Origin of the sequence: Chryseolinea sp. T2 (genome assembly GCF_037203685.1) — a bacterium.
GTDB lineage: Bacteria > Bacteroidota > Bacteroidia > Cytophagales > Cyclobacteriaceae > Chryseolinea.
In genome coordinates this window covers 1072225-1086412 of the sequence record NZ_JBBCAU010000003.1, presented here as the reverse complement: position 1 = coordinate 1086412, position 14188 = coordinate 1072225, and the positions used below count along the sequence as shown (strand labels likewise).

Here is a 14188-nt window from a genome sequence, read left to right as displayed (position 1 = left end):
CACGTTGTGTAATATGAAGTATCGTCCGTGTAGAGTTGCGTTTTCAATTTTCCTGATTAGTTCTCTTCTGGGATGTAGGAGCAAGACGCATTGGTATTACTCTAAGATGCATGTGTCGGATGTATCGGCCTATCCCTATCTCACATTTGACGATATTCGACTGGCAGTGGATAAGCATGGAGTGTACAATCTTAAGAATCCTGAGCGCACGGGCTCAAACTTTTACAAGGGCGTGCGTGGCGAACAATCGTATTATGAATTCATTGACAATTTGTGGATCAAGGGAATTCCTTCCCCTTTTCATACAGCAATTGGAAGCTATTTATCTGACTTTGACAAAGATAGGCTTCCCAAAATAACGACGATCTGGGAGGAACACTTCAATGCCTACCACAAGGGTCAATTACAAAACCTGCAGGATTTAAGACTGACGAAGCTGCCAAGTGTTGCCATTTATCCGTCACTAAGCATAAAGGAAGTCGATGAACCTGTATCACATCGAAGTGTACTGAATCTTGCTGAAGAAGCGCAGAGTAAGTATGTCGAGCAGATGCTTGCTAAAGATTCGAAGTTATTAAGTGATCCAACCATTTCGAGAAAACTTTTCATGGATGTGGATGTAAAGAATCAGGATGATTTGTATTCGAGCGACCACAAAGACAAGAAGTCGACGGAATATCAAACGGTAAGCATTATTCTGTCAACGCAAAATCTGTGCTCTGATCCGGCTGATAGAATCGTGAAGGCCACTTATCGTATTTATTCCAAAGACCTTGAGTACAAGGCGTGGGCTAATGCAAAACTGGAGTGGTCATCGGTGGATCTTGGCTCAGAGGAAGATGCTATCACAAGCGGCTTCTCAGTCGCTGGAGGTATTGGAAAGGATACCACGCTTGGCGTTGCGGCAAGTTACAAGCGCGGACGGTCGAAGCTTGAGAAATTCAATTTTTCAAAACGTTATGTCGTGTTTTCGGGATCGATAGATAAGAACAGCATATTGATTTATCAGGAAGGCGTTCCGGGAATCGATCTTTCAGGGAGTTTGAAGTTTGAAGCCCAGATTAAAAAGGATGGAATTGGCGCGAAGGAAAACAAGCTACTCATCTTATCAGCCAAGTACACCATACGTCATGTGCTCGACGAACGACGCTTTGGGGGAGTGGAGGGGAGAACTTACATTGAGGGGGACGACAACGTGGAGTATATCACATTTACTTTGGTTAAGCCTTATCTGTATAGTCAATTCAATACTGCTGACTGAATTATAACCGTAGTCGAATTGGAGAGCTAACGAAAATTGGTGCTCATCGTAAATTGTCAGAGGTTTGATTAATTACTTGCAGATTGTATATTAGGCTAAGTTACACCCCTCTGTTATGCGATTTCGAAGCCACCTCAACGGCAATGCCCGGTGCATTGATGCAACTATTTGCGGCCGGGAGAATCCCAACAATTTTCAGTCAGCCATCGATCAAGAGTTTCGGCAATCCACTTTAAACGTTACACCTGATCAGTTGACGTGAGTGTTCTTAGAACCGGAGCGTTACTTAAGAAATTGCAAGTCAATCCCTAAACGTGCGTCATACAATGCGAAACTTTTGTCTATGCCTACTTCTCCAAGCTGTCGCGCAAGTTGTTTCATTGGCGCAGCCCTGCAGCGAATACGGACTTATACCAAAGCCTGGGCCTGATGGCTATTCTCACAGACAGCAAGATGATCGGTGCGAGGGGATTTTTAATAAGAAAATATCCGGCAAAACTTTAGACCTTCTTCAGTTTACAATGGGCAAGTTTAGGTATCAGTGCAGCGAAGCAGAAATACTTACGTTCACCTCAGCAGATCCCCGATTAAACGCAAGCGGGAGTGGGAGAGGTGTGAATTTTGGAATGAGAGATAGCTATCGACTCGACTTTAAATTGTCAAGTGGTTTTAAAGTACTTCCTGTGAAGGCGATAATTGCACCTTATCATATTACCGACAAATCACTTGGAGTATATGGATATGTAGAAGAGAAAGGCGAAACCAATTATTTCCCTTTGAAGGTGGCTTCCAAGTCCTACAGTGGTGTCGTGCCAGAAGCGCAGACATTTTTTCTTAAATTTTTGCCGAATGCTATAGTCGTAGAAGCTCAATGGAGGATAGCTAACAGAGACGTCGGGGGGTGTGGTGAATATAGTGAATATAAGATTGTCGAGGGCACTGGATTCGGGCCTCAAACTCCAATTACTTTTTCCGTTCCCCAAGGCACCATGAAGGGTAACATATGCTTAGAGGTCAAGTATAGAGTTAGCAATGGTGACACAACGTCGCGCACTTTCAACCTGATTGTACCTTGAACTTTCGTTGGTTTACATCGTACTGGACAAGAGTTTGGTTCTTTCTTTGCCTGCTTGTGAAGCTTGAAATGAAGCATACACATGGGCTTGACGACCTTGAATCAGAATTGCGGTCCAAGAGGTTAAATAAACTTCAACACATAGTTGAGGCAAAACACCATGTAAGAAATTGGCTACTGAAATTCTGCATCCTGCCATTTCTATTCATGTTGTTGATTGTCGCATGGGTATTAATTACCAGGCCTGTTTCATCAACCGCTGTTGCTATTAGCGTGCAGGTTTCAGATGTTTCCTTCTTGACTGCAGAAGAGAACATGCTGGGTGACATTGATTTAAATAATAGTCAAGGTTACGAAGGGCCAAACGGATTAACCAGGGTAACAACCGACTCAAGTAGCGGCAAGGCTGTACAGTGGTCGTTTATTGAGCGCTCCAATTCATCGATACATCTTGATGTACTTCAAATACCATCTCAAGCTGAGATAACACTTGCAAGCAGAGTTACTGACGAATTGATACTTGCAGTATCCGGAACACCTGGTTCATTTGTAAGAGGCGCACTCAAGATTTCGAATAGTACATTAGTTGTAGAGTCAGATGTAGATATAGATTCCCTTCAGATCGTGTCAAGGGACTTGAAAATTGAGAAGAGTTTGGGGCACGAAGAATTTGGGATCAATGTGACTGGTGTAAAGACTCTCGAGTTTCCGCCAATGAAGATTCGAAAAGTGGATTTCGTGGAAAGAAGTCCTACCAAGGAATTTGTTGACACCTCAATAAAGGGGGGTGTTATTCGATTGTTGGAAACGTCAGGTGATTCCATTATCGTCCGAAATCACGACAAGCTTTCCGTTCAATTTGAAGGGAACGCAAACATCAAGGTTTCAAAGACGGCTAAGGGATTCGCTGTCTATGTTGAAGGAATTGCAACGAGATTGTTATGCGGAGCCGAGCTGATTGAAACCTCTCCGAGGTTTAACAGAATGCCAGTACGTGTTGCAATCTCTTACCAAAAGTACCCTTACTTTTGGCTTATAGGGCTCACGATGTTGCCATTGCTTATGGGATTGTTCTGGCCAAAGAGAGTTCGGACATGAAATTAGGGTTGCTAATTTTCATAGGTCTGACTTTGACCACTAGTCGAGCCCAATCTCAAGGACTCAACTCGGCTGTTCTGGCGACGATAAATAATCCGGTTACGTCTGAAATGGGAGGAGGGCTGATAATATCATCAACGGCAACCAGTGTTTTTGTCTTGACGGCCAATCATGTGGTCGATAAAGCGGACTCGGTAATGGTGACTCTTAATTTCGGTGGTCAAAGGAAAGTGGTAACGGCAATGGTGTTCAGACGTAATGAAGACCTGGACTTGAGTTTATTGAAGGCGAACGCGCCGGGAATGAAGTTTGAGTATGGTACCTATATGAGTGATGTGCGCCCCGGCGATGTCGTGAATATACGTAGCCCCCGATTGGACTATGCGATATTGCCATTGGATGGTAATGGCCAGGTGATGAGTATCGATGATGGCACGGTGATCTGTAAAATGAAAGGGGTAGAAGGTGGTGATTCTGGCTCTCCGGTCTGGGCGGATGGCTCATTTGCAGGAGTGTTGTTGACAACAGCAGTTGCCTTCGTCCCCGCCGTCATCGTAAACAGTGCTCTAAAGAATTGGGGCATTAACTGGCAGTGGAAACAATTGGCAACACGTAAGCAAGAAAGCATTGTCGCGGATAAGCCACCTGAAATTGAACTCAATGCGCATATAAAAGTACGAGCAATACGGGTAGTGGCAGGAAATTGTGTGAGACCCGAAGCTGCAATGGACAAACAGTTATCGACCTTCTGGCAAAGTTCGGAAAAGGGATGGAATGGAGTGAGTTTTGATTTTGGTGTTAGTCAGGCCGTAAGTCGTGTAAGGATGTATTTTCCAGACGCTGATGCGGAGTCTCTGCCGGTTGGATATTTCCAGGTGGCGGAACATCGGAAAGTATTCTTCAGCCGCTCCCTCAGTCATTTTGAGCCGGCGGTTGGAGGTAGTTGGCTTGTCTACAACTTACCGGAAGTAGTCATGATTGACAAGCTCGAAATCTTTGTAAAGGTTAAGCAAGATGGAAATAACAAACCCACACCCATTGCTATCTATGAAGTTCAGATTTTCGGTGCTGAAGCGAAGTGAACTTTTAGCATACGCTATCATCTGCTTTCTTGCATACTTGCCGCTTGGAAACAGGTGTTTGGCGCAGGGCGACTTACAGCGTTATTACAACAATATTGTCGGCGTCGATAATAATTTTGGATTTATTGTAGGCCAGGATGACTCACGGAAGGATCGCTATTACTTTCTTATGGCGACGCTCAACGAGCCGGTAGAAAATCTTAGTACAGTCTTCTTTTATCACGGTGACAAGCCAAACTCAGCCAAGTTGATACGAACATTTAAAGTCGGCGAGGCGTATGTCGGTTTGTATTCCATCATGGCCTCAACAAGTTTAGAAATTCAACGCCTAAGCTATTCATCCATAGGGGGAGTCAATCAAAAATTGCGCTCATATATAAACAATGGCAAGGCCGACGGGGTGTGGTTCAATAACAATGCTTCTTATGAAATTTTCAGCAGATCGGAACAACTATACAGAGGAAAGGTTACGACCGGTGAATATTATGAAAGTGGTATGCCGCTAATTGATTATGATGGAAGTGTTGTCGGTCTTGTTGCCTCGGAGCAAGACAAGAATAAGGCTGAAGATGTGACATTTATCGCAGTAGATATGGCCGATATTTTTAGCACTATGTATGAAGCGACGAATTGTAACTACTTCAAGCTTATTAAACGTGGTTCAGCGGAGACCATATGCGTGCTGAATGCGAAAGAAAGCGAAAAGAAGGCATCCGATGACAAGAAGATAAGAAGCGACAACAAGATATACGCGATAGCTATGGGTCCTGCGTTCAGCGGACATCTCGCGGTGACGGGGGGGGCTGGTGGTTTCGGATTTACCGCCGGATGGAGTTTCTATCTTCGGCCTGATGTCGGCATATTTCGTGCTGCGCTTAAGCCAAGGTATTCTTATTCTCGTTTCAATCTGGAAGAACCAATCGAGCTGTCGTCAAACAACATAAAAGTGCACTCGTTTCGTAATCAGGTGTTTGAAGTGCCGATTTTGTTGGAATGGGTATTTAAACGTGATAAGTCGAGTAATGACTTTTTTGGGATAGGCTATGCGCCCGGCTATCAGCTGCCGTTGACCGTTCAATATTCAAGTGATACTCATGTTGAGCGAACTAAGCTAACGGTAGAGGATGCTTCCGTGATTACTGGTGCCTTCGTCGCGGAGTTGGGTTTGGAAATCGGCAGCGGAAGAATAATACTAAGCGCTTTGTATCAAACTACTCCAATCTCGGGCGATGCGGATTGGATCTACATGGAGGGCTATTCGATGTTAGACTTTCAATCTGAGACTGGAAGTCCATTTAGGATTGGAGTTGAACTGGAATTTAGACTTAAGGGAAAGTGGGGCTTAAAAGGAAAGGACTAAGAAGGCAAGGTCCCAATGGTAATAGACCATGTCTATACTTTATTCAGTACGATCATTTCATTTACTTCCCTGCCTGCATCTCGGCAGCCTTCTTCTCCAGATGGGCCACCAAAAAAGTAAACTGTTCATCCGGGCTAAAGTCAAACAGCTTCAGATCCTCTTCAACTTTTCCTGTGTGTCCCGGCGGCATATAGAATAGCTCTCCGGCCTTAAGCAACACCTCTTCACCCGTGTCGTATTTCATTCGCAAGGAGCCTTTGATAATATATCCCCAATGAGGGACCTGGCAGGTATTGTTCTTTAGCCCTACGAGGAGTGGACCAAGGTCAGTGCCTGCGGGAAGGGAGTTCACTGCGACGGCCATGTCGCCCCAGCCGGGTAGAAAGTTGATCATGCGATTGGATGGAAAGCTGTCGATAGCAATATGTTGTTGCTTGGCCACAGGAGTTTTGGAGGACTTCTTCTTCTGTTGTCCATATGATGAAGAGAAGGAAATGACTGCGAGCAGGAGTGCGAAAGAAAGAATATTTTTCATGGCGTGATCGGGTTGGGTTTTGATACTTCAATCAAGAGCAGAAAACACCGAGAGGGTAGTAGCGAATCTGAAGATAATGGTGAGTATGACTGTACGAGGTTGAGTTGGTGAGCTCAGAGTACAAGCTGTCTCATGGTTACCGTCGGAAAGAATGCAGGAGGCTAACTGGGTTACTCTAATATAGCGATTGCTTTGAGTATTTGCTAAGATAGCTACGTGTAAACAGCTATTGATTCCCGCCCGCGCGTTCCGTAAATTCATGTATCGGATAATCGTATACTTCACTTTCTCGAAACCTCTCTTCGATGAAAACAGCGTTATCTGTCGCGCTCCTTATTTCTGTGGCCATGGCGTTGTTAACCTGTGGTGGCGCTGAAGATCTGCTTCAACAGAATCCTACTGGTAACCTCCCGCTTCCTGGAGATCCTCTCACTGACGAGCAAAGGATGGCAGTGTTAGAAGATTGTCGCACGTTTGTGAATGCGCTCGGCGACATTACTTCAGATAAGGCACAGCAGGCGATCGTAGAATGGTTGCAATCAAGGCCGGAATTTGAAGATGCCGGCATGGAATCCGGAAACGTATGGGCGTACTTCTACGATGGTCGCGTCGTGACAATTCTGCCCGCGTGGCTTAGTAAGGAAGAACCGGGGGGCAGGGTGGCGAATACAAACGACGCTAGCGGGAAATATGCTGATGGAAAATGTGATAGTAAAAAATCTTCTGCTGGGGAATCTGCTGTTGCGGGTTCTGATGTTGGAAGAATTACTGGCGAAACGTCTGCTGGTGGCAATTCAGAACTAGGGGCGGGCAACGGTGGTGGAGCCGGGAATCGGACTACCGGCATCCCTTTGGTGAAAACAGGGATCCTATTTAATGGGATGGGTACTGCATTCGAGGACGGGAGACAACACCTGTATGACATGTTTACGGTTTCGCTTGCCGACTACAAGCTTATGCTGCAACCGGCATCTATCGATAACCTCAAAGCCGTGAAAGATCAGGCGATCGTCTATGTCCTGACGCATGGCGGTATTGGTTTTAAAAAAATCAGGATACTGGGAGATCGCGTCTATGCGTTATGGACGAGTGACCTGGTTACAACTTTAAGTGACGAGAAGAACAAGGAAGACCTTGACAACGGAGTGCTCGCGTATTCATTAGGCCTTCAGAACAAAAACGAGAGCCTCGAATGGCATTACAGCATCACGGAAGAATTTGTCAAGAAGTACATGACGTTTGCAGAGAATGCCATCATTTATGTTGATGCCTGCAATTCCATGAACGATGAATCGAAAAGTTTCGGGGAGGCGTTGCTCGACAAATGCGCGAACAAGAAGGGAACCTTTGTGGGTTGGACAAAGCCCACGAGCAGTGTAGCCTATATTCCAACGCAACGTTATATTTTCGATCGCATGATTGCATCAAATGATGTGTCGGGCACTGAACAGAAACCCGACCAGCGTCCTTTCGACTTCGTCAGCGTTTATAACGATATGTTTACTTATCCCGAGGTCTTCCATCTCGGAGTAAGCAAACATGGTGGGCGGCTTGCCTACAATTCACGCAGCACGACGGAAGTATTGCTTACGCCCTCCATCTCGTACATCACCATGTACGATTGGGAAAGCATCATGGTGCTACATGGGCTGTTCAGCGATGGTCCAGTGCAAAACGGACATGTATGGATTAATGGGAAAGAAGCGTCAGTCATCCAGTGGAGCAAGAACTTCATCATTTGCAAGATCGACGACGAAGGCGGTGACTCTTTTGGGAACGTTATGGTTACGTACAATGACCAGCGGAGCAACACTGTACCACTGAGTGCCTGGACAATCCCATTGACAGTTACTCGTGATGAAGCAGGCATTAAAACGGAAGCGACATTAAAGCTAAGGCTACGCGGCGACGTACATCGGTTTCGCGCTGAACCTAATGCGACACCGATCGTCGAGCGCTTTGATTCGTTGGGTCTGGAAGTAGTCAATGGTGAGTCAGGCTGGCAGTTTAGCAAGGAGTCTAACGGACACTATCGTGTTGGTGGTTCGAGGCAGGCAGAATGCACAAAAGATGATTGTCAGTATAAGGACACGCATTCATGGAAAGAAGATGAGGGAGATCTTCCCTATGATTTTTCTCAGAACTCATTCAGATTTGGGGCTTTGTATTTGTGGTCGCCGGACCTGAAAAAGTTGACTGTCCGTCTTAGCTTTTTGATTCCCAAAATTAACAGTAACGAAGAGTTCGTTGTGAGGTGTCCGAAGTCAGAGAGTAAGCATACGGATACTGACCCCAAGAGTCTTACTGTCTCTGTTCCCTCGGATGACTTTGATGTTGTAGAACTTAAGTTTGATGAGAATTTTAATATCGTTGGAGACGACAAAAAGAAATCGAGGGGTTATCAATGGAGCCATTGTGACGACACGGATTCGTTAGTTACGCATGTTAAATGGCCTACTGTACATCCGGAGAACCCACCGACGGACGAAACGCCGGCGCGCGTAGGATTGTAAGCATTATTGGGACGTTTGGAAGGGATATGCATTCTGTATACTCTCATTTGTTGAGTACCTTAATCGGAAGTCCTGTTATGCCAAGGAACTACCTCTTTACTCACGACGCGGCATCTATACAAATCAAAACTGTTTTCCCCTCTTTGCATTCTTGATTTGGCTATTGGCATCGCCGCAGGCTTGCTCGTTTTTCTATGTGTTTATTATGATGATCACCTGGCTAGAAATATAGCCCGAAAGTGCTATTGACTTCCATTGCAGGGACACATATGTTGACCTTAAAAAGCTATGCCTTACAGATTTCACTTTGTATTCCGATTAGATATCGGGTATCCAGACAAGTATTCAGGAAACACTGAATGCGTTGCCTTTGTTCGCCAAACCACCGGCGCTCCGCATCACTCCGAATGGAAGGCTGGTAGGAGAATTAGCGACGCACTTGACGGAGAAATTCCTTCGGGAACCGCAATAGCGACATTTGACAATGACGGTAAGTATCCTACGGACACATTGGGCAAACACGCAGCTATTTACGTGTCACACGATGACAAATACATCTACGTTTACGATCAGTGGAACAGTCAAGGTAAGTAAAGGCGCGGCCAATACATCTAAAAGTTAATATGGGAACGAAGAGAAGCAACGACGGAGGTACGTTCTATGTCATCGAATGATTGAATCTCAATCGCTTGCCGTTAGGGCTTTTGCGCGCGGTGTTTGAATTCCCCCTGAAAACAGGTATGCCTATGATTAAGGTCTTATGCTTCAGTCGCTTATCCCTTGTGTGATTCCGAAATAGTTCTAACTTAGTAATAAGATTCCCCGTCATTCTCTTCCATTCTTTAAATTCTGGAATCCTCGTTTGTTCTGACTGAAGCACTCCAGGCAATTGATGTCAAATATGACAAAGGGTCGTGCCACAATGTGTTTTGTTTTTCGGTGTCCGTCTAACCGCATGGACGGATTGTGCGGAACTTGTTCCACACAACCTTATTTGTTTCAATAGGACATTGGAATGCGTTTCAATGGCTAATTGAAAAGGTTAGTTAACTAGAAGATTCATCTTTTGTAATTCCTGAACCGTTGGCTGGCACTGTTGCCGTCCATTTTTTATTACCTCATTCTGTTCGTGATCTAAATGTTTGCTGGCTATTAAATATGAAACGATGAGTAACACGATGCAAAACGCTGTAAGCAGCGCAGACGTCAAGTTTATTGGTGATCTGGTTCTTCAGGATGAAGTCATCCCTATTATCGGGTATGACCTCATGTACACGGAGCACGGCAATGGCGTGCGCGAGGAATTTGTAAAGAGCGTCATTCAAAATATTGAAGACCAGGGTCTGAAAGATGTTTGCTCCGAGTTTGCAGCAAAGTATCCTCTCGCTCCCGCAAATGAGGTGATCAATTATGCTTATCATCTGTTTGACATAAAACAGAAGAAGCGCTTCAATTTTGCTTTTAGCCGCGCCATTAATAAAGTGAGAGCAGAAGCACCAGTCTTTCTTGATCCCTTCATTAAACTGGCACAGATAAAGAACTTCAGACTTTATGTTAATGCTACTTGTGCGAATGTGATGGAGATCGCTATTAATGCGTACCGATCATCAGACAAGAAGGAAGGGTATGAGGTTTATAGCCCATTGAAGCCAGACGGAAAGGACCTTCCTAATCCTGCACATAAGATGTTTCAGAATCGCTATTCGCTGGCGGGCATCGAGAAGCCTACCGTCTATAATTTGTTTGGCACCCATAATACGAACTCCAAATATCTCCTGACAGATGTTGAATTTGTTGACCTGCTGGTTGAGTTGCTCAACACTCACTGCTTTTGTCCGAACTTCAAGAGCTATCTGTCTCAATCTTCACTATTGTTCATTGGATGCAACTTCTCTGAATGGTTCCTTCGCTTCTTCACGAGATTCTGGGCTGGGCCGCAGATGGACGAGCGTCTGGCCACGCAGTACAATGTTCTCATCGACTCGCTCAACCAATCTGAATTCCCCGATCGGGCATTCTTCCTTAGTAATTTCAAAATCAAGGCGCTGGGGACGAATAGCATTGAATTTATCAATGCATTGTATCAATACATAAGCGAGAACAGTCAGGAAGCTAAGCCGTCGAAGGCTGCTGTTGTGGATCCGGCAGCACCTGTTGATTTACCTCAGACCGCGGCGCATTCATCGACATCTATCATTGATGATGTGTACAACAACTATGTAATGATTAGTTATAATACTCTCGACCAGGAGGCAGCGATACTCATTCGGGACATTCTCAATAAGAACAATATTCGTGTCTGGATGGATCTGAATCACCTTCAAAGAGGGGATAATCTGGATGATGTTATTTCGAAAACTGTTGGGCGAAGCTCACTTGTCGTGCAGGTGGTCTCTGGCAACTTTCAAAAGAGAACGGACAGCGATCCCTACTTTTTGCGTGAATGGGCGTTAATTATAAATCAGAATAAATTCCGGATACCATTCTTCGTTGACGATGTAAGCGAAAACGCGATAGTACCTGATACATTACAGAAGTATAAAGACGTAATCAAGCAAAGCATTAAACGCGATACGCTTGCTGTCTATTTCGATAAGGCGAATCCAGTAATCCCGGAGAGTGCGATATCAAAGATCAGGGATATGCAATATCAGTCGCTTGTAAAGGATCTGAAGTTCAAGCCAGCATGATCACCTCAAAGAACCCATTTAAAGGTCCGAGGTCGTACGAAGAAGGCGATGTTATTTATGGCCGCGAGGAGGAGACGTTTGAACTGATTAACTCCATAGGTAGCAATACACTCACATTACTGTACTCAAAATCGGGCATAGGGAAGACGTCGTTGATCAATGCAAGTCTGATACCCGAGCTCAGACAATCTAAACGCTACCTCCCGATAGTTTTTCGTCTCGGTTCTTTTATTAACTACAAGACTTCAAGCAGCAACTTCTCTGATTACCTGGTTAAGGAGATCCGGCGGGTGTTGCTTACCCGCTATGGAATTGTTCTGCCAGAGCAATACGTTCCCGATTCGCTGTTTGAATTGCTTTATCTGGCCAATTTCCATCACGCCCTTGAGGTGTTTCCTCAGGAAGGCCAGACGTCCCATCCACTTATACCCGTAATTTTTCTTGATCAGCTTGAGGTGATCTTTACACTGGAACTACAGGGGGGAGATCTTCCTCATCTCATGAAAGAATTACGTTATGTCATCGAAGGGGAATTCCCGGAATATTTGATAGAGTTCTATAATCCCACCAAAGATCCGGATGACAACGACATGGATAAGTTCCTGGAGATTCAGGACGGTATTCGCGGCAATCTTAAGCCATTCCGGATTGTATTTTCGTTCCGCGAGGAGTACTTGTTCGACTTTGAAAATTTCTCGGCTCTCATTCCGAGCATTCGCTTTTCGGCAAGTCGATATAGACTCTCCCCTTTCAACAGGCATGATGCCCTAACTATCATTCTATCGACGAGCGAAGCCAGGATCAATGAGAGCCAGGCGAATAAGATAATCGATAATCTCCTGCCGAAAAACAACGGAAACTTCAGACAAGAGGAAGTCGATCCATTTCTGCTTAGCCTTGTGTGTAACCAACTTTGGCACAAAGTAACTAGTAGCGAGATTGAGGTCACAAAGAATATCGTGGACAACGTGATCGATGGATACATCTCCAAAGTTTATATTAAGATTTCAGATCAGGCAAAGAAGTTTATTGAATCGTATCTCGTCACGGTTGACAACAAAAGGACACTATTCTCATTTGAGCTTGCGGCTTTGTGGCACATCTCTTCTGCAGAGCTAAACAATCTTATCGAGGACGAGGACATGAGACTTTTAAACAAGGAAATGTACCTGGATAGTTATCATGTGCAAATCCTCCATGATCGTCTTGTGCCGCCAATAGCATTACGCAAGAAGGCACGTGAGGCCACTGAGTTGCAACAGGAACAGGAACGGGTAAAGCTGGAACAGGAGTTATCTATTCGTGAGGGTTATGAAGTGGTATTGTCGCAGGAGAGGGATGAGCGCAGGCGAGCGGAGTATCGGCAAAAGAAAAAGCAGCATCGGGCGCTTTTGGTTTCTCTTGCGATCGTCACGTCTTTATTCATGCTGGCCCAATGGGTCATCACGACGCAGGAAGCCAGGAACAAGAATGAATTTATCAAATTAAACAACCAGGCCGATTTAAAGATTACGGACTATGAGTATGGAAGGAGTGGCCTGTTTGTCGACACAACGGGCACGCTGCTGCTGATTGATGCTGCAGCTAAGTACGATTCTTCACTACGATACTTTGATGCAAATCTGAGTACCTATCAAAAGTTGGTTGAGATTTATGGCAAGCTGCTAAAAGCGAATAAGAACTACTATGATAGCCTTATAAGTTTATACAAAAAGGCAGTTACCGCCAATGGCAGATTTTCTGTTTTGTTCCCGCGCGTAATTACGGAAATAAGTCAGGGCACGAAGATATCAAGTCGCGTCGTACTGAATGGTTTGGTTTATCAACTGCTCGCGCTTGATTCCGCTCATGCCGTGCTCGACGATTCGTATTATAGCCGTCGTTCTAAAGATTTGTACAATTTGGGATACGGAAATCTTTCCACCGTCTATCTCGGAGCTGTGAGGCGTCTCAAACCTGAGGATTTTGTTCTCAAGAGTTGGTTGACGGCAGACTCATCCAGGCAGATATTACAAGGTTGTCTTGAACAGTATCCGCGTTCCTGCGCCTGTATGTTAGCTTTAGGTGACGCATACCAATACGACAGACATTTTTCAAATGCTTATGAAATCTATACCAAGGTGTTTAACACTGATTCGCCGTGCAAAACTCAGGCGGCATATAGTCTACTTCGCGTTTATGAAGAGACAAACGATTTTAAAAGCGCAACTAAAGTTTATCATTATCTTCTGTCGGGTCCCGATTCAACAAACGTGGTGTTTCTTAACAATAGCGCATGGAACCTTGTGCTGGCAGGTGAGGATGTTGCGTTTGCCAAGCAGCTTTCGGTAAAGAGTACGACGATTGAGCCGAGCTGTCGTGAATGTTGGGACACCTTAGCAGAAATATATTTGCAATTGAAAGATTATCGAAGTGCGAAGGAAGCTAGCATACGCGCTGTTGAGTTACATCAGCCGCAAAATGCTGCACGCATGGCGCTGATCGAAGCTGGTTTAAAATATTAGAGACGATTGAGCAATAGCGGAGCTAAGTTTTTAAAGAATACCCTGAAATAGGTATTTACCTTCCGAACAT

The 14188-nt window shown here is 44.9% G+C and carries 10 protein-coding genes; 9 read left to right on the top strand and 1 reads right to left on the bottom strand.

Annotation, left to right across the window (positions count from 1 at the left end; translation table 11 throughout):
- Positions 1 to 112 precede the first annotated feature (112 nt).
- The 5 genes from WBG78_RS14385 (at position 113) to WBG78_RS14365 (ending at position 5876) form a co-directional block, all read left to right on the top strand.
- Positions 113 to 1261: a hypothetical protein gene (locus WBG78_RS14385; protein WP_337327128.1), complete on the top strand. Its 1149-nt coding sequence runs from the start codon at positions 113 to 115 to the stop codon at positions 1259 to 1261.
- A 521-nt stretch (positions 1262 to 1782) separates the two neighbouring features.
- Positions 1783 to 2337, top strand: coding sequence for a hypothetical protein (locus tag WBG78_RS14380; protein ID WP_337327127.1), 555 nt, complete (start codon positions 1783 to 1785; stop codon positions 2335 to 2337).
- Between the two features lie 68 nt (positions 2338 to 2405).
- Positions 2406 to 3434, top strand: a complete 1029-nt coding sequence (locus WBG78_RS14375; RefSeq protein ID WP_337327126.1) for a hypothetical protein — start codon at positions 2406 to 2408, stop codon at positions 3432 to 3434.
- The gene (locus WBG78_RS14370) at positions 3431 to 4516 is read left to right on the top strand and encodes a trypsin-like peptidase domain-containing protein (RefSeq protein WP_337327125.1); all 1086 of its coding nucleotides are present in this window, start codon (positions 3431 to 3433) and stop codon (positions 4514 to 4516) included. The genes WBG78_RS14375 and WBG78_RS14370 overlap by 4 nt, the downstream gene beginning before the upstream one ends.
- Positions 4482 to 5876, top strand: coding sequence for a hypothetical protein (locus WBG78_RS14365; RefSeq protein ID WP_337327124.1), 1395 nt, complete (start codon positions 4482 to 4484; stop codon positions 5874 to 5876). The genes WBG78_RS14370 and WBG78_RS14365 overlap by 35 nt, the downstream gene beginning before the upstream one ends.
- 61 nt (positions 5877 to 5937) lie before the next feature.
- Here the strand turns inward: WBG78_RS14365 and WBG78_RS14360 are convergent, their stop codons facing one another.
- Positions 5938 to 6411, bottom strand: coding sequence for a hypothetical protein (locus WBG78_RS14360; protein ID WP_337327123.1), 474 nt, complete (start codon positions 6409 to 6411; stop codon positions 5938 to 5940).
- Between the two features lie 305 nt (positions 6412 to 6716).
- On the opposite strand from WBG78_RS14360, the gene WBG78_RS14355 reads away from it, so the two are divergent.
- The 4 genes from WBG78_RS14355 (at position 6717) to WBG78_RS14340 (ending at position 14118) form a co-directional block, all read left to right on the top strand.
- The gene (locus WBG78_RS14355) at positions 6717 to 8924 is read left to right on the top strand and encodes a hypothetical protein (RefSeq protein WP_337327122.1); all 2208 of its coding nucleotides are present in this window, start codon (positions 6717 to 6719) and stop codon (positions 8922 to 8924) included.
- A gap of 288 nt (positions 8925 to 9212) precedes the next feature.
- Positions 9213 to 9518 carry a BPSL0067 family protein gene (locus WBG78_RS14350; protein WP_337327121.1) on the top strand — a complete coding sequence of 102 codons (306 nt, stop codon included), beginning with the start codon at positions 9213 to 9215 and terminating at the stop codon, positions 9516 to 9518.
- 572 nt (positions 9519 to 10090) lie between these two features.
- Positions 10091 to 11614, top strand: a complete 1524-nt coding sequence (locus WBG78_RS14345; protein WP_337327120.1) for a toll/interleukin-1 receptor domain-containing protein — start codon at positions 10091 to 10093, stop codon at positions 11612 to 11614.
- Positions 11611 to 14118, top strand: a complete 2508-nt coding sequence (locus tag WBG78_RS14340) for an nSTAND1 domain-containing NTPase (RefSeq protein ID WP_337327119.1) — start codon at positions 11611 to 11613, stop codon at positions 14116 to 14118. Before WBG78_RS14345 ends, WBG78_RS14340 begins: the two co-directional genes overlap by 4 nt.
- The last annotated feature ends 70 nt before the right edge of the window (positions 14119 to 14188 follow it).